The following is a 24,375-nucleotide window of genomic DNA, read 5'->3' as shown; positions in this document are numbered from 1 at the left end:
CCCCTTCCCGCGAGCCCCGGATAGACTGGGTCCTCGCGTCTCCTCCGCGCCCCGCGAACCCCATGATTCCACCCCCCCTCCCGCCCGATGAACCGAGGCGTCTCCAGGCCCTGCTGCGTCTGGGGTTGCTGGACACCCCGGCCGAGGAGCGCTTCGACCGCATCGTCCGGATGGCCGCGCGGATGTTCCGCGTCCCTATCACCCTCGTCTCCTTGGTGGACGGCTCCCGGCAGTGGTTCAAGGCCCGGGTGGGCCTGGAGGGCTCCTCCACGGAGCGCAGCCTCTCCTTCTGCGGCCACGCCATCCTCACCCCGCACACCTTCGTGGTGCGGGACGCCCTCGAGGACCTGCGCTTCGCCGACAACCCGTTCGTCACCGGCGAGCCACACGTCCGCTTCTACGCGGGCCACCCCCTCCACGCCACGGACGGCAGTGCCGTGGGGACGCTCTGCCTCATTGACCGCCAGGCGCGCGACTTCAGCGAAGAGGAGCGTCAGCTGCTGGAGGACCTGGCCTCGTGGGTGGAGTTGGAGCTCAACGCCCTCACCGTCCAGGAGGCACGCACCGCGCTGGCGCAGCAGGAGCGCTTCTTCGAGCTATCCGTGGACATGCTCTGCATCGCGGGGCTGGATGGCACCTTCCGGAGGCTGAGCCGGGCCTGGACCCGGACGCTCGGCTACTCCGAGCAGACGCTGCTCACCACGCCGCTGCTGGAGCTGGTGCACGAGGAGGACCGGGCCTCCACCGCCGAGTGGCTGGCGCGGGGTGCTCGAGACGAGCACCTCCCCTACTTCGAGCACCGCTGCCGCGGTCAGGACGGCACCTGGCACTGGCTCCAGTGGAACGCCACCATCAACTCGGAGGAGGGCATCCTCTATGGGGTGGCGCGCGACGTCACCGAGCAGAAGCGCTTGGAGGCCGAGCGCCACCAGGTGGAGCGGATGAAGAGCGAGTTCGTCTCCACCGTCAGCCATGAGCTGCGCACGCCCCTCACCTCCATCCGCGGCTCCCTCGGCCTGCTGGAGGGCGGCATCCTCGGCGAGCTTCCTCCCCAGGCCCAGGACATGGTGCGCATCGCCCGCACCAACACCGAGCGCCTCATCCGCCTCATCAACGACATCCTCGACCTCGAGAAGATGGAGTCCGGCAAGCTGGACTTCCACCTGGAGCCCCTGGAGTTGCGCGCGCTGCTCGCCCAGGCCGTCGAGGCGCACCACGGCTACGCGGAGGAGTGCGGCGCCACCGTGGAGCTGGCGGTGGAGGCGCCCGAGGCGCGAGCGATGGTGGACGGGGACCGCCTCCTCCAGGTGCTGGCCAACCTGCTGTCCAACGCGCTCAAGTTCTCTCCCCGCGGTGAGCGGGTGACGCTGCGGCTGGCGCGGGTGGCCACGCGACTGCGCGTGAGCGTGGAAGACCGGGGGCCAGGCATCCCCGAGTCCTTCCGCGCGCGCATCTTCGAGAAGTTCGCCCAGGCGGACGGCTCCGACACTCGGCGCAAGGGAGGCACCGGGCTGGGGCTCTCCATCGCGCGCGCGCTGGTGGAGCGGATGGGCGGCACGCTGGATTTCGTCACCGGCGACGGTCTGGGCACCACCTTCCGGGTGGAGCTGCCCGAGTGGCACGCGGAGACGGGAGCCAGCGCCACGCCCATGCCGCGGCAGGTGGAGAAGACCACGGAGTCCACACCAGGGGCTCGCCCGCGCGTGCTGCACGTGGAGGCGGACGAGGACAACCGCCGCGTGGTGGCGGACGTGCTGCGGGACGTGGCGGACGTGGTCCCCGCGCGCAACCCGCCGGAAGCCGAGTCCGCGCTGCGCTCCGGGCCCTTCCCGCTCGTCATCGCCGAACCCGTCCTCCCCGAGGGTGGACTGCTGCCGCTGGCCCCGCTACTCGCCGCCGGCCCGGTGGTGCTCTTCTCCGTGCGCGAGGCCGAGCCCGAAGTGGCTCGCCAGGTCTCCGCCGTGCTGGTGAAGTCCCGCGCCTCCAATGAGGAGCTGCGCTCCGCCGTGCTTCGCCTCCTGCAGTCCGCCGCCAACGGCGCTCACTCCCTGCCTCCGAGAGGTTCCCCATGACGATTCGCAAGGTGCTGCTCGTGGACGACGAGGACGATATCCGCACCATCGGGCAGATCAGCCTCAGCCGCGTGGGCGGTTGGCAGACAGTGCTCGCCGCCTCGGGCGCCGAGGCCGTGAGCAAGGCCGCCGCCGAGCAACCGGACCTCATCCTCCTGGATGTGATGATGCCGGGCATGGACGGGCCCACCACCCTGGGCCAGCTTCGCGCCCAGCCAGCCACCGCGAAGACGCCCGTCATCTTCATGACGGCCAAAATCCAGAAGCAGGAAGTGGCGCGCTACCTGGAGCTGGGAGCCGTGGGCGTCATCGGCAAGCCGTTCGATCCCATGACCCTGCCCACGGAAATCAAGAAGCTGCTGCCGCCCGCCTGAGGCCCCGTGAAGACCCGTCTCTCGAAACGCTCTGTGGTGCTCGCCGCGGGGGCGCTCGCGCTCCTGTGTGTGCTCTTCATCCTGGGCCGCCCGATGCCGGCCGCCGAGCATGACAGCTACCGCACCCGGCTGCGCCAGCTCCGCGTCCAGAGCGCAGAGCTGGAGCAGGACCTCCTCCGCTCCCACGTGGGCATGCCCCGGGTCCATGGCTCACCGCGGGAGGCTCTCGCCGCACTGCGCACAAGGGCGGAGGAGCTGCGCGCCTTCCCCTCGTTCCTCACGGAGCCGGAGCGGCGGACCCTGGGCGCCGTGCTGGACAACTACCTGCGCGCCCTGGCGGACGAAGAGGCCCTGATGGTGCGCCTCCAGACACAGGAGGCGGGCGAGGCCGAGGCCACGCTCCGGCTGCTGCTGGACAGCCCCGCCAGCCCCGAGGCCGAGCGGCTCATCACCACCTACCTCCAGCTCTACGAGGGAGCCCTCGCGCGTGCCGAGCGCTTCCGCATCACCCTCTTCGCCGTCTCGCTGCTGCTCGTCGCCTTCGTCCTGGTGGTGCTGGTGCGGCTGTCGCGCACGGGCGCCGCGCTCGACACGCTCAACGCGGAGCTGGAGGCGCGCGTGGAGGAGCGCACCGCGGCCCTGTCCGCCGCCAACACGGAGCTGCGCGAGAGCGAGGCGCGCAAGGCGGCCCTCCTGGAGAGCTCCCTCGACGGAATCATCTCCCTGGATGAGACGGGCCGCATCCTGGAGTTCAGCCCCGCCGCGGAGTCCATCTTCCGGCTGTCGCGGGCGCAGGCGCTGGGCCGGGACTTCCTCTCCCTGGCCCTGGCCGCCACCGTGATGCCCGAACAGCGCGCCACGGTGGCACGCTCGCTCCGGGCCGACGCCGCCCCCGGCCGCGCCACCCGCTTGGAGCTGCAGGGCCTGCGCGCCGACGGCAACTCCTTCCCCGCCGAGCTCACCTTCCTACGCGTGCGCAGCGACGGCCCCGCACGCTTCACCACCTACGTGCGTGACATCACCGAGCGCCGCGAGGTGGAGCGGCTGAAGAACGAGTTCGTCTCCACTGTCAGCCACGAGCTGCGCACGCCCCTCACCTCCATCCGCGGCTCCCTCGGCCTGCTGGAGGGCGGTGTCCTCGGCGAGCTTCCTCCCCAGGCCCAGGACATGGTGCGCATCGCCCGCACCAACACCGAGCGCCTCATTCGCCTCATCAACGACATCCTCGACCTCGAGAAGATGGAGTCCGGCAAGCTGGAGCTGAAGCTCCAGTCGGTGGAGACGGCTGAGGTCATCGAGGCCACCTTCAGCGGAGTGCAGGGCATGGCGGACTCGGCGAAGGTGCGCCTGAACGCCGAGGCAGGAGGCGCGGGCCCGGTGCGAGCGGACCGGGACCGGCTCATCCAGGTGCTCACCAACCTCGTCTCCAACGCCATCAAGTTCTCCCCTCCGGACTGCCAGGTGGAGGTGCGAGCCGCCCGGGACGCGCGCGGCCAGGTGCGCTTCTCCGTGGTGGACCAGGGGCCGGGCATCCCCCTGGACCAGCGCGACCGACTCTTCGGCAAGTTCCAGCAGCTCGACAGCTCGGACACGCGCACCAAGGGAGGCACCGGCCTGGGCCTGGCCATCTCCCAGGCCATCGTCGAGCAGCACGGCGGCCGCATCGAGGTGCACAGCGAGCCGGGCCAGGGCGCCACCTTCACCTTCTCGCTGACAGCGCTGCGCGTGGGCTCCGGCCCCAGCTCCGTCGTGACGGACGAGTCCCGCTACACCATTCTCGCGGTGACGACGGACTCGGAGCTGTCCGGCCTGCTGCGCGGCCTGCTCACCCACGAGGGCTACCGCGTGCTGCGCAGTCCCTCGCTCGAGGAGGCGGAGAAACTCATCGAGGTGGGCGCGCCGGACATGCTGGTGCTGGATGCGCAGAACATGGACGGAGGATTGGAGTTCGTCCGCAAGCTGCGCGAGGAGCCGCGCACCCGGGAGCTGCCGGTGTTGTTGCTGTCGGGGCACTCGCCGCAGGAGGAGGGAGTCGTCCAGCCGCTGCTGGTGGACTGGATGGAGAAGCCCTTCGATGAGACGCGCTTCCTCCTGGCGCTGCGCCACGCCATCCGCCGGCCGGGCCAGGCGCGGGTGCTCATCGTGGACGATGACGTGAGCACGCGCCGGGTGCTGCGGACCCAGCTCGAGCGGCTGGGGGTGGCCTGCTACGAAGCCGAGGACGGAGAGGGCGCGGTGGCACTGGCGCGCACGACGCCGCCGGATCTCATCGTCCTGGACGTGGGCCTGCCCCGGCTGGATGGCTTCGAGGTGGTGGACATCCTCCGCCAGGGCAAGGGCCGCGGTACCCCGCTCATCGTCTTCACCGGACGCGAGCTGTCCTCCATGGACCAGAACCAGCTCACGCTCGGCATCACCCGCCACCTCACCAAGGCGCGCACCTCCGAGGACGAGCTGCTGGCGTCCGTGAAGGAGCTGCTCAAAGGGCTGCTGGCCCGCAGGAATGCCGGCGAGGAGCCGCGCAAGGAGGCCTCATGAGCCGTGGAACGATCCTCTTCCTCGAGGATGACAAGGACCTGCAGTCGCTCGTCTCCGCCTACCTGCGCGAGCGGGGCTACGAGGTGGAGCCAGCCCGCACCGTGAAGGAGGCGCGCACGGTGATCGCCTGCCTCCGGGTGGATGCCGCCATCGTCGACGGCCTGCTGCCGGGGATGACGGGGACGGACTTCATCCAGGAGCTGCGCCAGCAGCACCCGACCCTGCCCATTCTCTTCGCCTCCGCCTTCTGGAAGGACCTCAAGAGCCACGACCACCTCACCCGGCAGCGCAAGGTGTCGCGCGTGTTGCACAAGCCCTACACGCCCCAGGAGCTCCTCCTCTGGGTGGAGCAGATGTTGGCGGTAAAGCCCCCGTCCCCGCCTCCCGCGGCGATGACCGAGGGCCAGGACTCCGCCAACGACCTGGATGCCACCTTCAAGGCGCTGCGCGCCGAGTACGGTGCGCGCCTGGAAGACAAGATGCGGGAGCTGACGGGAGCGCTGGAGCGGGCGCGGGCCGGAAGCGCCGAGGGGATGGATGCGGCGTACGAGCTCGCCCACAAGCTGCATGGAACGGCGGGCTCCTATGGCTTCCACGCGGTGAGCGGGGCGGCACGGCACCTGGAGGCGTTGCTGAAGCCGGTCCGGGATGGAAAGGGAGCCCCGGACTGGAGGGCCCTGGAAGCGGCGCGGCAGGAGCTGGCCAAGGAGACAAGGAGCGGCGCACCGGCCGTGGCCCCGTCCAAGGATGCGGACACTGAGGCGACGAAGGGCTCGGCCGTCGAGGTAGAGCCGCGCGGCACGGTGCTGGTGGTGGACGAAGATGAGGCGTGGCTCGCCGAAGTGGAGCGGATGGGGAAGGACCGGCTGGTGCGGGTGGTAACGGCCCGCGGCGCGGACGAGGCGGTGAAGGTGGCGCGGCGGCAGCGGCTGGATGGAGCGCTGGTGCACGTGGACCTGGGAGGCAAGGAAGGGGGCTTTGCCGTGGCGGAGCGGCTGCGCGCCGAGGAGGAACTACGAACGTTGCCGCTGGCCTTCTTCGGCACAGGAGGGGATGTCACCTACCGCATGGCGGCCATCCTTGCCGGCGCGTCGCTCTACCTGCCCCGGCCCTTCTCCGCGTTGGATTTGGCGGAGGCGGTGGAGCGGATGGTGGCCGTCCGGCGCCCGGAGCGCGCGCGGGTGCTGGTACTGGACGATGACCCGGACGCAGTGCGGGCCCTCAGCGTCGCCCTGACCAGCCAGCAGGTGGAGGTGGTGGGACTGGGAGACCCCTATCGCCTGGTGGATGCACTGGCCGAGCAACGGCCGGACCTGCTGCTGCTGGACGTGGAGATGCCGGGGCCGAGCGGCTTCGACCTGTGCCGGATCGTCCGCTCCATGCCCGAGTGGCAGGCCCTGCCCATCCTCTTCATCACCGCGCACACGGGGGTGGACTTCCGGGTGGCGGCCTTCCAGGCGGGCGCGGACGACTACCTGGCCAAGCCGGTGCTGCGCGAGGAGCTGAGGGCCCGAGTGCAGTCCCGGCTGGAGCGGGCGCGGTTGGCACGCGAGCGGGCCGAGCGCGATGCCCTCACGGGCCTGTTGCTGCGCCGTCCCTTCCTTGAGGGCCTGCGTGCGCGGCTGGCCGAGGCGCAGCGGACGGGCAGGACCCTGGCGCTGGGCTTCCTGGACGTGGACCGCTTCAAGAAGGTGAACGACACGCACGGGCACCTGGCGGGAGACCGGGTGCTGATGCAGATGGGACGGCTGCTGGCCTCGCGCTTCCGCAGGGAGGATCTGCAGTGCCGGTGGGGCGGCGAGGAGTTCGTGGTGGCCCTCGTGGGGGCATCCGCGGAGGGCGCACGGGACATCCTGGCGCGCATGGCAGCGGAGCTCGCCCAGGCCGACTTCGAGGGGGACAAGGGCGAGCACTTCCGCGTCTCCTTCAGCGCGGGGGTCGCGGTGGCGCCGCAGGACGGCGCCGACGTGGAGTCCTTGCTGCGCGCAGCGGACGAGCGGCTGTACCGAGCCAAGGCCCAGGGCGGCAACCGCATCGAGCGCTGAGCCGGGAGCCGCTCATTTGCCCACCCCTTCGACTCGTGTCTTGCCGTCCTTGTCGACCTCGAGCCGCAGGTGCGGGTTGCCCTGGGCGTCGTTGAGGACGACGCTCGCCACACCATTCTCCACGCCGATGATGATGCGCTCCTTCCAGTCGTGGCGGAGGGTGATGTTGGGCTGTTCCTTCATGAGGCTCATGCAGATCGCCTCGTAGCCCTCCTTGCTGTCGAAGCACAGCCCACGGAAGTCGAGGGAATCGATCATGGCGAGCCCTCCGATCTCCTGCCCGCTCGGGTCCATGAACTGGATGCCAACGGCCGTCACCGCGCGCTTGAGGCCCTTGGGATCGGGCAGCGGCGCGCCAATGCGGAGGCGCGCCTGGCCGTGCTCGTCGACGATGTTCAGCTCGCGCACCGAGAGCGACTCAGTGGGCTGAGTGGCGGCAGTGCCGCGCGTACACGCGCCGAGGGCACTGACCGCGCAGGAGCCGACAACCATCAACACGAGACGGCGAAGAGAATTGGACATGGAGAGGAGACCTCGACCCATTCAAGGGGCGGCGTCGTGGAGAGGGACGTCACCCTAGAGAACTCCATGTCTCGCGGGTCCATGGCCGTGCGCTCCTTTCATCATGGTTTGGTCATGGCAGTCGCAGGTCCCCGTCTCAGCAGCGAGCCGCTCCACGCGCAACGGGACGGGGGGAGCGCGAAGCTTCCGAGGGAAGCACCGTCGGCACGCGTGTTGCTCTCTCCACCGGCACGGATGCAGGGCGGGCTGGTCGGGCGGGTGGCGTGAGTGGCGGTGCGGTGAGGAGTCCGTAGCGCGGACGGAGGGCGGGATGGAGAGGACGGCGACGGTGGCGACGGTGGGGTGGGAGGAGTCGGCGGGCGAGGGGTCGGTGAGGGAGAAGCTTCCGGAGGCAGAGAGCCCCCGGGAGCGCCTCTTCCGGTTGGGGGCGGCGGCCCTCACCGATCCGGAGCTTCTCTCCGTGTTGCTGGGCTCGGGAGCGCGCACGCAGGCGCTGGCGGAGGCCTTGCTCGCCACGCGAGGGGGGCTCAAGGAGCTGGTGCAGCAGGATCCGCGGGAGCTGTGCGCTCGCCCGGGAATGGGGCCGGGGCGCACGGCGCAGGTGATGGCGGCGCTGGAGCTGGGACGCCGCGCCCAGCGTGTCACCGAGCGGCGGCCCCGCTTGCGCACCCCGAGGGAGATCTACACGTACCTCGCGCCCAACCTGAGCGCGCTGCGGCGCGAGGTATTCCACGTGCTGTGCTTCAACGCGCGCAACGTGCTGTTGCACGACGCCCGGGTGGCCGAGGGCACCATCAACGCGTGCCCGGTGGATCCGCGCGAGGTGTTCGCCGCGGCCATCACCTCGAGGGCCTCGGCCATCGTGCTGGCCCACAACCACCCCTCGGGGGATCCGGAGCCCTCTGGGCAGGACCTGGGCCTCACCGCCCAGCTCATCGAGGCGGGCCGGGTGCTGGGCATCAAGGTGCTGGACCATGTGGTGATTGGAGATGGGACGTACACCTCGCTGCTGGAGCGGGGCGAGTTGCCGCTGCTGGGCGGGGAGAACCGAGGGCCATGGAGCATGGCGGGAGAGCGTGGATGATGCTGGGAATACTGAGTGCTGTGGCGTGCGGCGGGGCGGGCGGAGCGGTGCAGGTGGAGGTGCTGGAGGACGAGGTGGCGCAGGTGGTGCCCGTGGGCGGAGGCAAGGCGTGCACGGTGCCGCGCTCCACCCTGCCGCCGGGGGCCCGGGAAGGAGACGTCGTGCGGGATGGCCGCCTGGACGCCGAGCTGGGAGCCCGGCTGGCGCGCGAGGTGGCCGAGTGGAGGGCGCGCCTGGCCGTTCCAGTACCTGACGGGCTGGACCTGGACTTAGGAGCCTCTGGGTCGTTGACGGCCGATAAGGAACAGTGAATATGCGGCGGATGCCGGTGGACCTGCCCTACTTCGAGCAAGCCCAGGAAGGCCTGGTCCGCCATTTTGGCCTGAGTGAGTTCAGGCCGGGGCAGGCCCAGGTCATCAGCTCCGTGCTGAGCGGGCGCAATACCGTGGTGGTGATGCCCACGGGCGCGGGGAAGAGCCTGTGCTACCAGCTTCCCGCCGTGCTGCTGCCCGGGGTGACGCTCGTCATCTCGCCTCTCATCGCACTGATGAAGGACCAGGTGGAGCAGCTCTCCGGGCGCGGTATCTCCGCCACGTTCATCAACTCGTCCCTGTCGGACCTGGAGCGAGCGGACCGCATCCGCCGCATGCGCGCCGGTGAGTTCAAGCTCGTCTACGTGGCGCCCGAGCGCTTCCGTAGCCCCAGCTTCCTGGACGCCCTGGCCCAGGTGGGGGTGGACCTGCTCGCCGTGGACGAGGCCCACTGTATCTCCCAATGGGGCCACGACTTCCGGCCGGACTACGCGCAGCTCGGCCAGGTGCGCAAGCGCCTGCGCCCGCCGCGAACCGTGGCCCTCACCGCCACTGCCACCCCTGAGGTGCGCGACGACATCGTCCGCTCCCTGCTGATGAAGGATCCGCAGGTGTTCACCGAGGGCTTTGACCGCCCCAACCTCTTCCTGGAGGTGTTCCAGGTCAGCGGGGACGAGGAGAAGCGCCGGGCTTGCGCGGGGCTCTCCTCCCTGGGCGGCGGCAGCGGCATCATCTATTGCTCCACGCGCAAGTCGGCGGAGAACACGCACTCGGCGCTGCTGGAGCGGGGGGTGAACGCCATCCTCTACCACGCGGGCATGGACGACGACGCGCGGCGCCGAGCCCAGGACGACTTCATGTCCGCCAAGGAGGCGGTGGCGGTGGCCACCAACGCCTTCGGCATGGGCATCGACAAGCCGGACATCCGCTTCGTCGCCCACGCCAACATCCCCAAGGCGGTGGAGGCGTACTACCAGGAGATTGGCCGCGCGGGCCGCGACCGAGGGCCGGCCTTCGCCGCGCTGCTCTTCAACCACGCGGACGTCTACACGCAGGAGCGGCTCATCGAGGGCAACCACCCCTCGGAGGCCGTGCTCTCGGACCTGTGGAACGTGCTGCGCTCCGTGCCGGAGTTCGACAAGGGCCAGCACGTGCTGGCCGCCCAGGCGGGCGCAAGCGAGTTCGAGATCTCCGCCGCGCTGCGCATCCTGGAGCGCGAGGGCAAGATTGAACGCGGCAGCCGTGGCGAGGGCGAGTACGGCATCACCCTGACGGAGAAGGCGCCCAGCGCGCAGCCGCATGCCCCGGATGCACGGCGCCTGCTGGCCTCGCTGCTGGAGACGTTCCCCGTGGGGCGCTCGCACACCACCGAGTTGCCCATCCTCGCGCGGCGCACCGGGCTGTCCGGCGAGGAGATTCAACATGCGCTCAAGCTGCTGGAGCGCGCTGGAGCGCTACAGGTGCGCCGGCCCTTCTCTGGGCGCACCATCCGCGCGCTGTCTCAGGTGCCCTTCCGCGAGCTGGGGGTGGACCTGAGCAAGGTGCGCGAGCAGGAGCGGCGCTCGCTGCTGCACCTCAAGCAGATGACGGACTACGCCTACACGAAGCGCTGCCGGCGGGCCTTCATCCTCCAGTACTTCGGGCAGCAGGATGTGGAGGCCACGTGCGGCAACTGCGACACGTGCGCCGGTAGCCGGCTCAAGCGCCTGGAAGGGCTCAACCGTCCCTCCACCGCGCCCCGTGCCACACCAACGCTGGCCCCCGGACGCCCCGACGGCTACAGCGAGCTGGCCGCCACCGAGCTGCGCCGCTGGCGCAAGGAGCTGGCGCGCGACCTCGAGGTGCCCCCCTTCATCATCTTCAATGACGAGACACTGCGGGGGCTCGCCGCCGCCCTCCCCATCGACCGCGACTCCTTCCTCACGGTGAAGGGCACGGGAGAGAGCCGCTGGGAGCGCTTCGGGCCCAAGGTGGTGGAGATCTGCCTCATGGCCCGTGCCGCCGGCCATGAGCCCATTCCGGTGGCCCCCGTCCCGCCCCGGGTGCGAAAGTCCCGGAGCGCCCGCCACTGAGGCTCCGCGGCAAGAAGCAGGTGAAGCTCTCTCCCCTCTGACGTACGTGGTACGAGCGTGTCATGTCGAATTCCTCTTCTACGCGTCCTCTTGCCGTGCTGGTGGGCGTGCAGCTCCCCGGCGTCTCGGATACCGACCACGCCGCCGACCTCGCTGAGCTCGGGAGGCTGGTGCACACCCTCGGCTACGAGGTTGCGGCGACCGTGAGCCAGCGCCGCGACAGACTCGCGGCGGGAACGGTCCTCGGTACCGGAAAGCTCAAGGAACTGGCCAGCATCACCGGGGGCCGCGGCACCGTGTCCTCGGGGGCTCAGGAGCGAAAGTCGAAGGCGCGTGAGCGCTGGGAGGCCGAAGCAGAGGAAGCCGAAGCAGAGGCAGCCGAAGCCGAGGAAGCTGAAACGGACGAGGCGGAAGTCGAGGCAGCGGGAGTCGAGGAGGCGGAAGAGGAAGGCCCCGTGGAGGAACCACCGGAGGAGGCCGACGAGGCGCTAGCCGCGGCGCGTCCCACGGTGGTGGTGGTCGACCATGAGCTCTCGCCCAGCCAGCTGAGCAACCTCGAGCGGGCCACGGGCGCACAGGTGCTCGACCGCACCGGCGTCATCGTGGACATCTTCCACCGCCACGCGCGGAGCCGCGAGGCGAAGATGCAGGTGGAGATCGCTCGGCTCAACTACCTCGCCCCGCGCCTGCGCGAGTCGACAGGAAGCCGCGAGCGCCAACAGGGCCGGGGCTCTGGTGATTCGGCGGTGGAGCTGGATCGCCGCAAGATTCGCGACCGGATCGCCGAGCTGCGAGAGGGGCTCGCGGCCATCCAGCAGGACCAGGAGAACCGGCGCTACGCCCGGAGGGACCAGCTGCGGGTGGCGCTGGTCGGCTACACCAACGCCGGCAAGTCCTCACTCATGCGCGCCCTGACAGGCAGCGAGGTGCTGGTGGCCGATCAGCTCTTCGCCACCCTCGACACCACGGTGCGGGCGCTGCAACCGGAGACCCGGCCGCGGGTGCTGGTCTCGGACACCGTAGGCTTCATCCAGAAGCTTCCGCACGATCTCGTGGCCTCCTTCCGCTCGACACTGGATGAGGCGCTGGAAGCCTCGCTACTGCTCTACGTGGTGGATGCCTCCGATCCCACCTGGGAAGCCCAGCTCGAGGTCACCCGCGGCGTGCTCCGGGAGATTGGAGCGCAGAGCGTCCCGAGCAAGCTGTTGTTCAACAAGGCGGACCGGCTCTCTCCCGAGGCACGGGAGGCCCTGCTCCAGCAGCACCCCGAGGCGATTGTCCTCTCGGCACACTCACCGGAGGATGTCGCGGCGCTCCGCCAGCGGGTGATTGAGTTCTTCGAGGGCTCCATGGTCGAGGCGGACCTGGTGATTCCCTATGCCCGCCAGGCACGCATCGGCGAGGTATATGAGAATGCCCGGGTCATCTCCGAGGCCTTCGACGAGACGGGCCGACGGCTGAAGGTCCGGGCACTCCCAGCGGCGATGGCCAGGTTGACCCGCGCCTTCCAGACGTAAGACGCGGGCCTCCTCTCAGTGCTCCGCCGGAGTGCCTTGCCTCTGGCGCTCGAGGAGGACCTGCCGCGCTCGCGAGACCTGTTCGGCCGCCGTCGCTGGCTGGCCCGACGCGCTGGCACAGCTCTCACGGATGGTGGAGTCGCGCGTGGTCTCGAACAGGCTCCAGGAGATCAGGTCCCCCTTCATGACAGGCAGGAGCACGCGCTGCCCGATGATGTACTCGCGGGAATCCGGCTTGACGAGAGACGTGGTGACCCACTCCTTGGGCACCAGGAGAGCAGTGAAGTCCGCCTCGGTCACGCGCTCGCCCGCCGCGATGTCCCGCACCGCGACGATGATGGAGACCTGCTCGGGAGCGGGAGCACGGGGCTCCTTTCCGGGCCGCGCTCCCATCACGACCACGAGCAGCGGCGCGAGCATCAGCAGATGATGTGGACGCATGTCAGCGGCCCTCCTTGGCCACACCGAAGAACGCCTCGGCCCGCGCCCTGGCCACGTTGGCGCGCGCCTTGTCGGCAGCCGAGGAGACTTGCAGCTGGCACGCGCCCGTGGAGCGAGGTTGCTCCGGGTCATCGAGGAACTGCCAGCGCAGCGTGTCTCCCGGCTCCATCGGCACCACCGCCACGGCCCCTGCTACGGCCTCCAACGCATCCCCGGACACCAGGCTCGGGGTCACCAGCGCCCGAGGCATCCGCCGGACCTCCAGTGCGGACGCGGGAATCCGGTCTCCCTCCTTCACCTGTTGCGTCACCACGACCACCGGGGTCAGACCCTTCGCATCAAACTTGAAGGCGGGCACCGGCGGCGGTGGGCTCGAGGGCGGCAGACCACTCCGCTGCGAGAAGTCCTGGATGGCCGCATCCCTCGCGCGTGCACCCGCCTCCTGGTAGGCGGTGCGCCCATCGGCGATGCAGGCCCGCACCCGCTCACGGGAGTCCTGCTGGGAGAACGCCGACCAGGCCAGGACATCTCCCTTCACCATCCCCAGGGTGACGGCCCGGCCGACCACCGCGCGCCGATCCGCGGGCTGGACGAAGGACTCCAAGATGAATTTTTCCGGGATGCGGATTTCCGTGAGGTCCTCGTCCGTGAGCTTCTCCCCCACGGCGACCTCCCGCGTGAGGGTGAGGATGGGCTTGAGCGCCCAACCGTAGCGAGCATCCTCCATCCGCTTCGGGATGGTGCGTGCCGCGAGCAGACCGACGCCCGCGCAGCTCACGACGAGACCGATCAACGCGCCCAGGAGGAAGGACCTCATGGCGAACCTCCCCCGACGATTCGTTCACGGATCTTCCCCGCGGTTTGATCCGGCTTGGGGCGGTCCGGTTGCAGGTCGAGCGCGCGCTCGCACTCCTTGGAGAGCAGGGTCTCCTCGGGCTTGAGATTCTCGGTGGCTACCGGGAAGAACGCCCAGCGCAGCGGCTCGCCCTCTTGGACGGGAACGGTGAGCGACTGGCCAATCACGTAGGCGGACGAGTCCGGACGGACCAGGGAGGACGTGACGAGTTGCTCGGGGATGGAGCGCTGCGCCAGATCATCGAGCTTCAAGGCCTCAACGGGCGCAACGTCGCGCTTCGCGACGACGACTGGGACGAGAATCCAGCCGGCGCGCGACTCTCGCTCCGCCTTCTTGACGAGGGTGTACGCGAGAACCCCCGCGCCGAACCCGCTGGCCACCAGGCCAACTCCCAGACCCACGGCGATGCCGCCAGCGAGCATGCCTTTGTGCAGCGGTTTCCGTGGAGCGCTCATGAACGCCCTCGCGGATAGCCGCGTCCAGACTGACTGAATCGCATACGCGCAAGGTAGCCCGGCGTGGGCCTCGGGCACCACCTACGTGCTCCTGACCCGCCTGCTTCAGCGCCTGGGCTGGCAACGAGTCGGAAGACGGGGAGAGCCATCAAAGGTAGATGTAGGGCAGCAGGCACAGTACCCCTCCACCGTAGCCGCCTATTGGAGCATGCTCCTGCAGCATGGGCAGAATCCCAATACCGCCGCGCTTGGCCCTGGCTTTGAGCTTCGTCCTCCTGTCCGCTGCCTGCGCCACCTCGCGGGCGCCCGTCGACGAAGGAGGATCGCGGCAGGTACCAGCCACTCTGGATACGCATCAGCGGAGAGGTGCCCACGCCAGTGAGCCTCGACAGCTCCAGGAGTCCGTCATCACGCAGCAGACACCAAGGGAACCCGCTCGGCGCCTGCCGGTTGGCCTCCGCGAGCTACCCGAGCGTCGCTGGCAGTTCCTCTTTCCTCCCCGTCCGCCCGATCCCGCCCTGGAAGTTCTGAGCCTGCAGGAAGTGGGTCCCTTACTCGCCGCTTTCGCCCCCCTTGGGTCTCAACCTCGCCTTCGGCTGCATCTGTTGGAGGTACCCGGAGTAGGTAGCGCTGGCCAGGGAGCAGCTTCCCAGTGGGAGTCGAGGCTTCGCGAGGAGTTCATCTCCCAATTCGGTCCCCCGCTGCTCCCCCTGCCCGGCTCCCTGGCGTCCAGCCGTCTCTTCCTCGCCCTCCAACTCTCTACCCGCTACATGGGCGAAGGGGTCCGCGAAGCGGCCATCGCGCTCTTCACCTCCCCCGCCTTCGTCCTCAGCGTCTGCCTCTCCATCGTTGTGTACTTCGCCGCCTGGCTTGCACCCGAGCCGTTATTCTCGAAGGCCTTCGCCGCAACCCTCACCCTGCGCCTCTCAATGGCGGTGGGCCTGATTGAGTTGGGCCATGTAGCCATGGCCTGCCTGAGCCTGTACCAAGAAGCGGAAGCCGCTTCCACGCCCCAGGAGTTGGAGGCGGCCTCCGCGCGATTCGGCAAATCCATGGGCGGCACGTACCTGCGAGTGCTGGTAACCGTCGCAACCCTGGGCCTGACCAGGCTCATTCCCCAGGTTCCTGAGGGCGGAATCTGGCGACTACTCCCTGCGGTGACGCCCGAAGGGCTCGTCCTTCTGGAGCAATCCGTCTCTACCGCGCAGGTCGTCGCGGACGGCTCCCTTATCGTCTCCGGCGTGGCCGCAGGCACCGCTACCTGCTCCAGCCTGGCTCTTTGCGCGACAAATGAACCCGCGCTCTCCACACGCTACGGCAAACCCCACACCCAGGAGAACCCGACTCACAACGAGACCATCGAACGGGACCTGGCCTCCCGAGAATCGGCCGGGCATACGAGTCTGAGAAAGAACAGGGTTCAGAGGAACGCAGCGGGCAAGCGCGTTTATGATGAAGCACCCGTGAGGGAGGTTCGTTTCCGGAGACCGGATGCCTCCTCGGTGAGGCCTGATGGCGTGCGGCACAACACCAACTATGTCTCCAACCCTCGGGACCTGAAGCATGAGTTGGAAGCTTTTGAAGCTATGAAGCGGGCGGATCCGGAAGCCATACACGAGCTGTACATGCTCGACGGAACGTTGGTGGGAAGATACATCCCTGCCGGCGTAGTCTTTCCGTAGGAAGAAGACCAGGACGAGGCATGGCGCAGAGGGAGGATGTCACACAACTGCGGAACGAGCTCATCGAGGCCTTCAACGAGGGCGACGAGGCCCGGGCTCATGCCCAGGTCTCCCAGCTCGGTGCGCGTAAGGCCCGGCCCCTTTTGGAGGCGATGCTGGAGGACCCGGATGCTGCCACGCGCCAGGCAGCAGCCTTCGGCCTTGGTGAACTGGGCGGTGCCGCCAGCATCAGGCGCCTCGAGCAGCAACTCGCCCTGGAGGAAGCACGGGGGGAGCATGATGGTGCCGCCGTCGTGGAGGCCCTCACGCAGGCACTAGGACGCATCAAAGGAGCAAGCGCCCGGACAAGTCTGGTACGCAGGCTGGAGCGGCTGGTCGCTGATAGCAGTCCGGATCCCGCGGACTTGAACGACGTGGTCTGCGCGCTGTGGCGGAAGCGACACCCGGACCTGATTCCTGTCGTCCGACAGGTCCTGGAGAAAATCGCGCCTCCAGCTTCCCCTATCCTGCACAGCCTACTGGTGCTGCTGGAAAAGTCCCCGGAACAGCTCCGAGACTGGGCCGCCGATAGCTCTATCCCCATCGAGCTCAAGGGCCAGGTGCTCACGGTGCTTACCGAGGAGATACCCGAGGTGCTCGTTTCCACCCTGCCCGCCTTCATCTCCTCGGCATGGCCGCTGGTGGACACGGCCGTGAAATACAGAGGCACAGCCTCAAGCTACTGTGTGGATTTGTTCTCCCTGCTCCTTCTGCGCCCGGAGCAGCTCCTCCCCATGCTCCCAGAAGCAGACCGCGCCAGGTTACGAGACATGGCCCGGAGGCTGCTCACGGCAACAGCCGCTCTCAAGTGCGCCCTTCAAGCCGCTGTCCTGCTCAAGTACCTGGGCCGCCCGGAAGATGCTGCGCTCCTCGAAGCACACCGGCCAGCAGACCCCACCCTGGCCAAGGTCTTCGATGATGCTGCCCTGGTGCTGCGCGGACGACCCTCCCCAGAACGAATCGTCTGACATTCTCCAAGAGCCAGCCACGACCCGCATTGCTATAGCGCAGGTCCGCTCTCCGCCGCTGCAACCTGCTACCGCCGCGAGGCCCGATACAGCACGAGGCTGCGCAGCGAGCCCATGAACACGCCCACCACCACCGCGAGCAGGAAGATGATGATGATGGTGGTGAAGCCGAAGACCAGGCGCAGCCCGGACTCGCGAATCTGGCCGGCGAAGTAGGCCTCGCGCAGCGGCTGCATCAACCCCACCAACTCCAGCGCCCGAGCAGGCAGCGAGTCGAGCGACAGGGAGAGCTTCTGCAGGAAGATGGAAGGCCACACACGCCGCGCGCCCTCCACCACGATGCCCACCAGCAGGTAGAGGACGGACAGCAAGAAGGCATTGCCGCCCATGATGCGCATCAGCGGCACGGGAGGCGGAGGGTGAGGTTGTTGCACGCTACCTGCCTCCCAACTTGCGCTGGAGGGGCTTGAGGGCCTTCTTCACCCGGCCCGCCTCGGGCGAGGCCCCCGCGAGCTTCAAGAACTTCCCATAGGCTTCCACCGCCCGCTCCGTCTCCGCGGGGTTGCGCACGAGCGCGTCCGCCAGCGTCAGCCAGGCCAGTCCGTCCACCGGCTCCAGCTCCACCGCGCGGTTGAGCGCCTTCATGGCCGTGGCCTCGTCGCGCTGCTTCAGCGCCACCTGCCCCAGCACCAGGTGGTTGCGTCCAGAGAAGGGCTCCAGCCGCACCGCCTCGTCCGCAGCCGCGCGCGCATCCTTCGCCGCACCAGCGGCCAGCAGCACCCGGGCCATGGCCGCCTGCGCGAAGGCCTTGTCCCACGTCGTGGGCGCCTTCTCCGCGATGCCCTGCAGCACCTTCGCCGCGGCCCGTCCGCCCGAGTCCTCCACCCAGTGCTCACCAGACCGGCCACACGCGACGTCCGGGCCCTCGCGCCGCGCCGCCTCGAAGGCCTTGCCCGCGTTGGCCACCAGGCCCTGCCTCATGAAGGCCAGGGCGATGTCGCAGAACGTCTCCGGCGACTTGCTGTCCAGCTTGTTGGCACTCTCCAGGGCGGCGAAGCCACCCCGGAAGTCCCCCAGCGCGAAGAGGATCTCCGAGCGCACGCGGTGCGCCTCGGGATCGTTCGCCACCAGCTTCACCGCGCGCCCGGAGGCGGCCTCCGCATCCTTCGTCTTCCCGGCCTGGAAGAGCGCCATCGCGAAGCCCTTGTGGGCCGCCGCGGCCCCTGGGTTGTCGAGCTGCCACTCCTCGAACTGCTTGAGGGATTCCTGGATGCGGCCCAGCGACAGCAGCGCCCGGCCGAGTGCCTCGCGCGCCTCGCCGTGCGCGCCATTGCGCTCCACCGCCTGCGTCAGCGGCTTCATCGCCAGGTCCGGCAGTCCCCGGGCGATAAGCAGCCGGCCCAGCGCGCACGAGGCCTCGTAGTCCCGCGAGCCGTCCGCCACGGCCGCCTCCAGCAGGGTGCTCGCCTTGTCCAGGGCCTTGTCCTGCCAGTGCAGCTGCGCCAGCGCCGTGCGCACCTCGGCCTTGGCCGTCTTCGTCGCCGCGAGCGTCTTCTCCAGGGCCTCCCGCGCCCGGTCGCGCTCGCCCTCGGCGGCGTCGGCCTGGGCCAGATAGATGATGGCCTGGGCGGGGTAGCGGTCCTCCACGCGCGTGCGAGCCAGCTCCACCCGGGCGCGCTTGAAGTCTCCCAGCTTCGTGTACGCCGCGGCCCGCACCAGCGCCACCTCGCCGCCCTCCCCTTCCACTCGGGAGAGCACCTCCTGCTCACGATCGCGGTCCAGCAGCGCCCGGCCCAGGCCCGCCGCGGCCTCCTCGCTGCTGGGCTTCAGCGTCAGGGCCTGCTCGAAGGACCGCTGGGCGGCGGCCATGTCCCCGGCCACGCGGTTCGCCTCGCCGAGCGCCAGGAAGATCTCGTAGGCCAGCGCGCCCTTCGTGCCCTCGGACAGCATCGTCCGCGCATCGCTGGCCTTGCCCAGGGCCGTCATCAACCGGCCCTGCACCAGCCGCTGGCGCTCGCGCAGAGAGACGGGCAGCACATCACCGGTCAGCCCCTGCACATCCGAGAGAGCCTGCTCCAGCTCCTGGCCGAGCTCCAACCGGCTCTCCGCGACGCCGAGGCGCGCCACCGCGTGCTCGGGAGCGAGCTTCGTGGCGGCCGTGTACATCTTCAGGGCATTCACCGGATCGCCCGCGTCCCGGTAGTAGACACCGAGCGACACCAGGGCGCGCACGTTGCGCGGCGACAGCTTCAGCGCGCGCTGCAAGCGCTCCAGGGCCTCCTTCTCCCTGCCCTGCTCCAGCAGCACGCTTCCGGCCAGCCCCAGCGCCTCCGCGCTCTCCAGCTTCGCGTTCAGCAAGGCACGGTGGGCGGCATCACGGCCCTGAGCGTCAGCCACCAGCACGTCCACGAGCGCGGAGCTCACCGGGTGCTCCGCGCGCACGTTGGGGCGGCCGAGCGAGTCGAGTGCCTGGGACCGCTCCTCGGCGGACGCGGTGTCGGCATAGCGCAGGGCGTGAGCGTAGGCCGAGAGGGCCCAGGCCCGGGTGTTGTCGTCCTCCAGCCGAACCACGTGGGAGAGCAGCGCGAGCGACTCCTGCCGGGAGGCCTCCGTGTCCTGCTCCAGCAACCGGGAGACGCGATCCAGCGCGGCGGCGAGCGCCTGGCCCCCCTGCTTCGCCCGCACCACGAGGAACAAGCCGCACAGTACCACCAGGATGGTCGCGGCCGCGGCCGCCTTCAGTGCACGGCGGGGCAGGAAGGAGGCCGAGTCCTTGGGAAGGAGCTTGTCGCGCAGCTCGCGCTCATAGGCCGCCGTGAGGGCCGCCACGTCCTGCACGGGAAGCCGGGCCACCGGGGCGGCGGCGGGCGCGGGGGCCGCCGGGGCCGCCACGGGCAGCTCCGCGAGCAACCCGCGCCGCGAGCCCGTTCCACCGGGCTGCGCGGAGGAGACCGCATGCACGGCCGGCTCCTCGGGCTTCGGCTCCTCGGGCGCGGCGGGCTTGGGCTCGGGCTCCAGCGGCGGCAGATCCGCGAGCAGTCCTCCATCATCTGAAGGAGCGGCCTCGACCGGGACCGACTCCGGCGCATCCGAACCGGAGGGAGCCTCCGCCGATGCGGCCAGCGGCTCCTCTTCGACGGACAGCTCCGCTTCGGGGGCTGTCTCGGACGGCGCGGCCTCGGACGGCGCGCCTCCATCAATCTCACTCTCCTCCAGCGACAGCTCGACGGGAGCCTCGTCCGGAGCAGCCGCCACGCCCTCCAATACCGGCTCGTCGGACGCCTCCAGGGCCGGCGAGGACAGCTGCGCCTCAGGAGCCGCCACCGCCTCGATGGCCTCGAGAGCCAACTCCTGGGTGGCCGGAGCCTCGGGGGCCTCGGCGGAAGCCGCGGGTGCGGACGCCTCCGCGGGCGCGGCGGACTCCTCCGCGGCCGTGGGCTCGAGGGTGTTCAGGTCTCCGAACGCTGGAGCGGGCCCGCCCGCGAGCGCGGCCTGCGCCTGCTCCATCCATCCGCGCACGCGAGCGTCATTCGGCTGCAGGGCCAGCGCCTTGCGCAGAATGGGCAGCGCCGAGCGGTACAGACCCCGCTGCAGCAGCACCTCGGAGATGAGGTTGTAGGCGTGCGGGTTCTCCTTATCGATGGAGACCGCTTGATCGAACTGCGCCATCGCCTCGGCGGGGCGTCCCATCAAGATGAGGGCTTTGCCCCACAGCACCCGCCCCGTTACCGAGTTGGGATGGTGGGAGATGCCCTGCTCGCACACGACGATGGCGCGGGCGTGCTCGCCCTTGGCGACCAACGCCTTGGCCAGCTCGACGAATACCGATGATGCAGGATCCTGGGCGAGGAGCTGCTCGTAGCGCTCCACCAACGATTTGGCCATGCGGCCCGCGACCATAGCACCGGGGCTCGTTCCGTTTCGCCCCCTCTGGAATGGGTGCTAGCGTCCACCGGGTGATTCGCCTGCTTGCTCTGTTCCTCGCGTTCGCCCTCAGTGCGGGCTGCGCCCACACCACGAAGAAGTCCGACCTGGAGTCCCTTCGGCCCGTGGTGGAAAGTTTCCACCAGCGCGTGCGTTGGAAGGACTACCGCATTGCCGCCCGCTTCGTCGTCCCCGAGCGCCGTCAGGATTTTGAGAGGGCTCGCCGGGAGAGACAGGACGAGAGGGACCTCTCCATCACCGACTACGAGATTGAAGAGGTCGAGGTAGCCGAGGAAGGTGCGCGGGCCATCATCACCAGCCGCATCAAGTGGATGCGCCTGCCCTCTGTCTCCGAGCAGAGCGACACCGTCATCTCCGAGTTCATCTATCGGGACGGGAAGTGGCTGCTGGAGAAGCAGTTCGGGGGACCCTTCGACGGAGAGCTCCCCTGAAAAAAACCGCCCACCGCCCCGGGGCCGGCCGAGACGGTGGGCGTCGGAGGCTCCCCTATGGAACCTCCTCAGAAAGTTGCCTGTCTCTAGAGCAATGCGGGTGCCAGCCCCTCAGCGGCCCGCCATTCATCTGAAATCAAGGGGTTGCGCGCCCGCCCCGTGTGCAGCGCTGTGAAGGAGAGGCGTCAGGGCCTGACAATTGTGTCAGGCTCCCCTCGAAGGCCCGTGGCGCGGGGCCCCTGACAGTGGCGTCAGGGGAACCCCTTACTCGCCGATGACGGAGCGGATGGTGTCGCGCATGGAGAAGCGCGGCTTCCACGCCACGTCCTTCTGCCAGCGCGAGCCGTCCACGTTGCAGAGGAACTGGATGTGGTCCAGCTCGGGCGGGGGGAAGTTGGCGATCCGGTACTTGAAGAGGAGGCCCAGGAGTGGCCGGGCCACGGGGTGCGGCACGGAGATGGCGTTGTGGCCCAGCTCGCGGTGGATGGCGGACAGGGGCACCTCGCCGGGGCCCACCACGTTGTAGACGCCCTTGGGCTCGGGGCGCAGGGCGGCCTCCACCATGGCGCGCGCCACGTCGTCCACATGGATGAGCTGCACCATCGGATCGAACCCCGCCAACACCCATGGGCGACGCAGCCGCAGGTAGTTGCTGGGGGCGTTCTTGATGGTGGGGCCCACGATGTGGACGGGCCGCAGGATGACCGTCTGGATGTGGGGGTGCTTCCAGAAGAAGCCATGCGCGAGCATGTCCACTTCAATGAGGTCGCGCACACCCGAGAAGCGGCTGGCCGCCATGAGCGGCGCGTCCTCGGTGAGGAAGTTGGAGTTGTCCGGGCTCGGGCCGTAGACGTTGGCCGAGGAGAGGACCACCACCTTGGGCACGCCGTACTTGGCGCAGTACTCGAGCAGGCGCGTGGTGCCCACCACGTTGAAGGAGTGGTGCTCCTCCTCGCTCATGCGCGGATCATGCATGATGCCCATGTGGATGACCGCGCGGATGTCGTTCTTGCGGAAGACGTCCTCCGCCTTCTTCTTGCGCAAGTCCAACTGGTGCATCTCGATGTCCTTCGGCCGGCCCACGAAGGGACGCCGGTCGATACCGATGATGCGCTCGTGCTTGTGCAGCACCTTGGCGAGGGCCCGGCCCAGGTTGCCGCTGATGCCGGTGATGACGACGGCCGGTCTCTTGGAAGGATCCTGATTCATGGCGCGGGTGCGGGGCGCGTCACCAGAAGACGCCCTCACGCTCCTTGAGTCCCTGGTTGAGCATGCCCTGGATGGCTGTCTTTACGGTGCGGACCTTCTTGTCCAGCTCGCTGTCCTCGTCGTCGGCGCGGCCGGTGAAACGCAGCGGTTCACCGAAGTAGATGCGGTACTTGGTGGGCAGGGGCAGGGGCATCCCGGTGACGGTGAGGGGGAAGGAGGGGAAGCCGAGCAGCTTCGCCAGGGGCTTCACGTCCACCAGCGCGGGGGCCTGCTCCTCGGCGCCCACCACGGCGATGGGGACGATGGGGGTGTCCGTCTCCAGGGCCAGACGCATGAAGCCCAGGCCGAAGTCCTGGAGCTGGTAGCGCTGGGGCCACAGCTTGCCCAGGCCGCGCACGCCCTCGGGGAAGACGAGGATGGCCTCATCGGCCTCCAGCAGGCGCCGGCAGTTCTCCGGGGTGCCGACAATCTGCCCCACCCGGGCCATGAAGGTGGAGACGTAGGGCAGCGAGGGCACCCACTTCTCCACCATGCTGCGGATGGCGCGCGGCGGGTCCGCCTCCAGCAGCAGGGCCACGCCAATCATCGCCCCATCCATGGGGAGCTGGCCGGAGTGGTTGGAGATGAGGAGGACCCGACCCTTGGGCACCTTCTCGATGCCGAAGGTCTCCACCCGGTGGTAGTTGCGGTAGAGCCAGAAGAAGGGGGCGAGCGCCGACAGGCTGTAGTCGAGGTTGAAGCCGAATGGGTCCACCCCGTACTCGTTGCCGGTGCGGGCGAGCGCCTGCAGGCGCTCCTTGCGCTCCGGGCCCACCATGCGCTCCGTCCACTCCCGGAGCTCCTGCTTCACCTTGTCGGAGAGCTGCTCGAGCATGGAGCGTGTGTCTACACCATCGCCCCGCACACCGGGAGGGAAACGGGGCCGGAGTGCCCACCGGAGACCGTCCTGGAGACGCTCGCGGGCCCCGTGCACCCATGCCCGCCCTGGCAAGTCCCGGCGCCCATTCCCTGGACACTCGTGCCGGGCCCTCGCCGCGCCGCCTGCCCCTTGCGCTTGTAGGCCAACACTTCGAGCCCCAGCTTTGCCTCGTCCAACGGGCCAAGGAGATGGGACACATGAGGATACAGCGATGGTTGTGGAGCGCGGGGCTGCTGGCGGTGGTGGGTCTGGGCGCAGGCTGTGCCCATGACGAGGCGAAGCAGGCGCACAGCCGGGGTGAGCAGGTAGGCGAGACCCTCGCTCAGAAGGTCCGCTTCGCCGACCAGCTCTCCCTGATCAACCAGCAGCAGATCGCCCTGGGCCACCTGGCCCTCGAGAAGTCCACGGATCCGGAAGTGCGGAGCTTCGCTCAGGAGCTGATCCGCGACCACGAGAAGAACCAGGACGACCTGAAGACGCTGGCCGAGTCCAAGGCCTTCTCGCTGGCCGTCGTGGACCTGAGCATGGAGGACCTGGCCATCGGCGGCGCGGGCACCGAGGGCGCGGGCACCGAGGGCGCGATGGAGGGCATCGAGAAGGGCAAGGAGAAGTACAACAAGAAGTACGACAAGCAGGTGATGAAGTTCCTCGAGAAGAAGAACGAGCTGTCGGCCCTGAGCGGCCACGAGTTCGACAAGGGATTCCTCGACCAGGTGAAGGACGGCCAGGACCGGGGCAAGGAGCTCATCGAGGAAGGCCTGGACGAGTACCGGGACGACACGTCGCTGGCCATGTTCCTCAACAAGACCGCGCCCGTGCTCAGCGGCCACCTGCAGCGGGCCTCGACGCTGGAAGGCTACATCGGGAACTGAGCGGCCCCCGGCCCCCACTCCAG

Annotated in this window: 20 protein-coding genes; 12 read left to right on the top strand and 8 right to left on the bottom strand. The window is 69.2% G+C overall.

What is annotated here, in order from left to right:
* The first annotated feature begins 62 nt into the window (after positions 1 to 62).
* The 4 genes from OV287_RS14025 to OV287_RS14010 are packed head-to-tail and all read left to right on the top strand — an operon-like array spanning position 63 to position 7,029.
* Positions 63 to 2,072, top strand: coding sequence for an ATP-binding protein (locus tag OV287_RS14025; RefSeq protein ID WP_267534524.1), 2,010 nt, complete (start codon positions 63 to 65; stop codon positions 2,070 to 2,072).
* Positions 2,069 to 2,446: a response regulator gene (locus OV287_RS14020; RefSeq protein ID WP_267534523.1), complete on the top strand. Its 378-nt coding sequence runs from the start codon at positions 2,069 to 2,071 to the stop codon at positions 2,444 to 2,446. Before OV287_RS14025 ends, OV287_RS14020 begins: the two co-directional genes overlap by 4 nt.
* Positions 2,447 to 2,452: 6 nt before the next feature.
* The gene (locus tag OV287_RS14015) at positions 2,453 to 4,984 is read left to right on the top strand and encodes an ATP-binding protein (RefSeq protein ID WP_267534522.1); all 2,532 of its coding nucleotides are present in this window, start codon (positions 2,453 to 2,455) and stop codon (positions 4,982 to 4,984) included.
* Positions 4,981 to 7,029 carry a response regulator gene (locus tag OV287_RS14010; RefSeq protein WP_267534521.1) on the top strand — a complete coding sequence of 683 codons (2,049 nt, stop codon included), beginning with the start codon at positions 4,981 to 4,983 and terminating at the stop codon, positions 7,027 to 7,029. The genes OV287_RS14015 and OV287_RS14010 overlap by 4 nt, the downstream gene beginning before the upstream one ends.
* A 12-nt stretch (positions 7,030 to 7,041) precedes the next feature.
* Here the strand turns inward: OV287_RS14010 and OV287_RS14005 are convergent, their stop codons facing one another.
* Positions 7,042 to 7,551 (bottom strand): hypothetical protein, encoded by a 510-nt coding sequence (locus OV287_RS14005; RefSeq protein ID WP_267534520.1) that lies wholly within the window; start codon positions 7,549 to 7,551, stop codon positions 7,042 to 7,044.
* A gap of 310 nt (positions 7,552 to 7,861) precedes the next feature.
* Between OV287_RS14005 and radC the strand changes: the two genes are divergently transcribed.
* The 4 genes from radC to hflX all read left to right on the top strand — a co-directional run bounded on the left by radC (position 7,862) and on the right by hflX (position 12,535).
* Positions 7,862 to 8,635 carry a RadC family protein gene (gene radC, locus OV287_RS14000; RefSeq protein ID WP_267534519.1) on the top strand — a complete coding sequence of 258 codons (774 nt, stop codon included), beginning with the start codon at positions 7,862 to 7,864 and terminating at the stop codon, positions 8,633 to 8,635.
* Positions 8,632 to 8,946: a DUF3006 domain-containing protein gene (locus OV287_RS13995; protein ID WP_267534518.1), complete on the top strand. Its 315-nt coding sequence runs from the start codon at positions 8,632 to 8,634 to the stop codon at positions 8,944 to 8,946. Before radC ends, OV287_RS13995 begins: the two co-directional genes overlap by 4 nt.
* 2 nt (positions 8,947 to 8,948) lie before the next feature.
* A complete protein-coding gene (locus OV287_RS13990; protein WP_267534517.1) occupies positions 8,949 to 11,018 on the top strand; it encodes a RecQ family ATP-dependent DNA helicase in 2,070 nt (689 codons plus the stop codon).
* A 62-nt stretch (positions 11,019 to 11,080) separates the two neighbouring features.
* The gene (gene hflX / locus OV287_RS13985; RefSeq protein WP_267534516.1) at positions 11,081 to 12,535 is read left to right on the top strand and encodes a GTPase HflX; all 1,455 of its coding nucleotides are present in this window, start codon (positions 11,081 to 11,083) and stop codon (positions 12,533 to 12,535) included.
* A gap of 15 nt (positions 12,536 to 12,550) precedes the next feature.
* Here the strand turns inward: hflX and OV287_RS13980 are convergent, their stop codons facing one another.
* The 3 genes from OV287_RS13980 to OV287_RS13970 are packed head-to-tail and all read right to left on the bottom strand — an operon-like array spanning position 12,551 to position 14,287.
* The gene (locus OV287_RS13980) at positions 12,551 to 12,976 is read right to left on the bottom strand and encodes an SAF domain-containing protein (protein WP_267534515.1); all 426 of its coding nucleotides are present in this window, start codon (positions 12,974 to 12,976) and stop codon (positions 12,551 to 12,553) included.
* A 1-nt stretch (position 12,977) separates the two neighbouring features.
* Entirely contained in the window at positions 12,978 to 13,793 is an 816-nt protein-coding gene (locus OV287_RS13975) for an SAF domain-containing protein (RefSeq protein WP_267534514.1), read from the bottom strand.
* A complete protein-coding gene (locus tag OV287_RS13970; protein ID WP_267534513.1) occupies positions 13,790 to 14,287 on the bottom strand; it encodes an SAF domain-containing protein in 498 nt (165 codons plus the stop codon). The genes OV287_RS13975 and OV287_RS13970 overlap by 4 nt, the downstream gene beginning before the upstream one ends.
* A 770-nt stretch (positions 14,288 to 15,057) precedes the next feature.
* Here OV287_RS13970 and OV287_RS13965 point away from each other — a divergent pair.
* Both OV287_RS13965 and OV287_RS13960 read left to right on the top strand, forming a co-directional pair.
* Complete coding sequence (locus tag OV287_RS13965; protein WP_267534512.1) at positions 15,058 to 15,969, top strand: hypothetical protein; 912 nt, start codon at positions 15,058 to 15,060, stop codon at positions 15,967 to 15,969.
* Positions 15,970 to 15,989: 20 nt separating this feature from the next.
* Positions 15,990 to 16,976 (top strand): HEAT repeat domain-containing protein, encoded by a 987-nt coding sequence (locus tag OV287_RS13960; protein ID WP_267534511.1) that lies wholly within the window; start codon positions 15,990 to 15,992, stop codon positions 16,974 to 16,976.
* A gap of 68 nt (positions 16,977 to 17,044) precedes the next feature.
* Here OV287_RS13960 and OV287_RS13955 read toward each other — a convergent pair whose 3' ends face one another.
* Positions 17,045 to 17,365 carry a hypothetical protein gene (locus OV287_RS13955; RefSeq protein WP_267542343.1) on the bottom strand — a complete coding sequence of 107 codons (321 nt, stop codon included), beginning with the start codon at positions 17,363 to 17,365 and terminating at the stop codon, positions 17,045 to 17,047.
* Positions 17,366 to 17,411: 46 nt separating this feature from the next.
* Positions 17,412 to 20,861, bottom strand: coding sequence for a tetratricopeptide repeat protein (locus tag OV287_RS13950; RefSeq protein WP_267534510.1), 3,450 nt, complete (start codon positions 20,859 to 20,861; stop codon positions 17,412 to 17,414).
* A gap of 71 nt (positions 20,862 to 20,932) precedes the next feature.
* Here OV287_RS13950 and OV287_RS13945 point away from each other — a divergent pair, with 71 nt between their 5' ends.
* Positions 20,933 to 21,352, top strand: a complete 420-nt coding sequence (locus tag OV287_RS13945) for a hypothetical protein (protein WP_267534509.1) — start codon at positions 20,933 to 20,935, stop codon at positions 21,350 to 21,352.
* Between the two features lie 264 nt (positions 21,353 to 21,616).
* Here the strand turns inward: OV287_RS13945 and OV287_RS13940 are convergent, their stop codons facing one another.
* On the bottom strand, positions 21,617 to 22,561 hold the full coding sequence (locus OV287_RS13940) for an SDR family oxidoreductase (protein WP_267534508.1): 945 nt from the start codon (positions 22,559 to 22,561) through the stop codon (positions 21,617 to 21,619).
* A gap of 19 nt (positions 22,562 to 22,580) precedes the next feature.
* On the bottom strand, positions 22,581 to 23,435 hold the full coding sequence (locus OV287_RS13935; RefSeq protein WP_267534507.1) for a lysophospholipid acyltransferase family protein: 855 nt from the start codon (positions 23,433 to 23,435) through the stop codon (positions 22,581 to 22,583).
* A gap of 242 nt (positions 23,436 to 23,677) precedes the next feature.
* On the opposite strand from OV287_RS13935, the gene OV287_RS13930 reads away from it, so the two are divergent.
* Complete coding sequence (locus OV287_RS13930) at positions 23,678 to 24,352, top strand: DUF4142 domain-containing protein (protein WP_267534506.1); 675 nt, start codon at positions 23,678 to 23,680, stop codon at positions 24,350 to 24,352.
* Positions 24,353 to 24,375: the final 23 nt, after the last annotated feature.

It is taken from the genome of Archangium lansingense, assembly GCF_026626635.1.
Taxonomy (GTDB): Bacteria; Myxococcota; Myxococcia; order Myxococcales; family Myxococcaceae; genus Archangium; species Archangium lansingense.
The sequence above is the reverse complement of the archived record's forward strand: the minus strand, read 5'-3'. Positions and strand labels throughout refer to the sequence as shown.

Excerpts from the sequence above, each read along its gene's own strand:
- OV287_RS13930 (WP_267534506.1), top strand. The coding sequence starts at position 23,678 with ATGAGGATACAGCGATGGTTGTGGAGCGCGGGGCTGCTGGCGGTGGTG.
- OV287_RS14010 (WP_267534521.1), top strand. The coding sequence starts at position 4,981 with ATGAGCCGTGGAACGATCCTCTTCCTCGAGGATGACAAGGACCTGCAG.
- OV287_RS13950 (WP_267534510.1), bottom strand. The coding sequence starts at position 20,861 with ATGGCCAAATCGTTGGTGGAGCGCTACGAGCAGCTCCTCGCCCAGGAT.
- OV287_RS13975 (WP_267534514.1), bottom strand. The coding sequence starts at position 13,793 with ATGAGGTCCTTCCTCCTGGGCGCGTTGATCGGTCTCGTCGTGAGCTGC.
- hflX (WP_267534516.1), top strand. The coding sequence starts at position 11,081 with ATGTCGAATTCCTCTTCTACGCGTCCTCTTGCCGTGCTGGTGGGCGTG.
- OV287_RS14020 (WP_267534523.1), top strand. The coding sequence starts at position 2,069 with ATGACGATTCGCAAGGTGCTGCTCGTGGACGACGAGGACGATATCCGC.
- OV287_RS13935 (WP_267534507.1), bottom strand. The coding sequence starts at position 23,435 with ATGCTCGAGCAGCTCTCCGACAAGGTGAAGCAGGAGCTCCGGGAGTGG.
- OV287_RS14025 (WP_267534524.1), top strand. The coding sequence starts at position 63 with ATGATTCCACCCCCCCTCCCGCCCGATGAACCGAGGCGTCTCCAGGCC.
- radC (WP_267534519.1), top strand. The coding sequence starts at position 7,862 with ATGGAGAGGACGGCGACGGTGGCGACGGTGGGGTGGGAGGAGTCGGCG.
- OV287_RS14005 (WP_267534520.1), bottom strand. The coding sequence starts at position 7,551 with ATGTCCAATTCTCTTCGCCGTCTCGTGTTGATGGTTGTCGGCTCCTGC.
- OV287_RS13970 (WP_267534513.1), bottom strand. The coding sequence starts at position 14,287 with ATGAGCGCTCCACGGAAACCGCTGCACAAAGGCATGCTCGCTGGCGGC.
- OV287_RS13960 (WP_267534511.1), top strand. The coding sequence starts at position 15,990 with ATGGCGCAGAGGGAGGATGTCACACAACTGCGGAACGAGCTCATCGAG.
- OV287_RS13955 (WP_267542343.1), bottom strand. The coding sequence starts at position 17,365 with ATGGGCGGCAATGCCTTCTTGCTGTCCGTCCTCTACCTGCTGGTGGGC.
- OV287_RS13940 (WP_267534508.1), bottom strand. The coding sequence starts at position 22,561 with ATGAATCAGGATCCTTCCAAGAGACCGGCCGTCGTCATCACCGGCATC.
- OV287_RS13980 (WP_267534515.1), bottom strand. The coding sequence starts at position 12,976 with ATGCGTCCACATCATCTGCTGATGCTCGCGCCGCTGCTCGTGGTCGTG.
- OV287_RS13990 (WP_267534517.1), top strand. The coding sequence starts at position 8,949 with ATGCGGCGGATGCCGGTGGACCTGCCCTACTTCGAGCAAGCCCAGGAA.
- OV287_RS13965 (WP_267534512.1), top strand. The coding sequence starts at position 15,058 with ATGGGCGAAGGGGTCCGCGAAGCGGCCATCGCGCTCTTCACCTCCCCC.
- OV287_RS13995 (WP_267534518.1), top strand. The coding sequence starts at position 8,632 with ATGATGCTGGGAATACTGAGTGCTGTGGCGTGCGGCGGGGCGGGCGGA.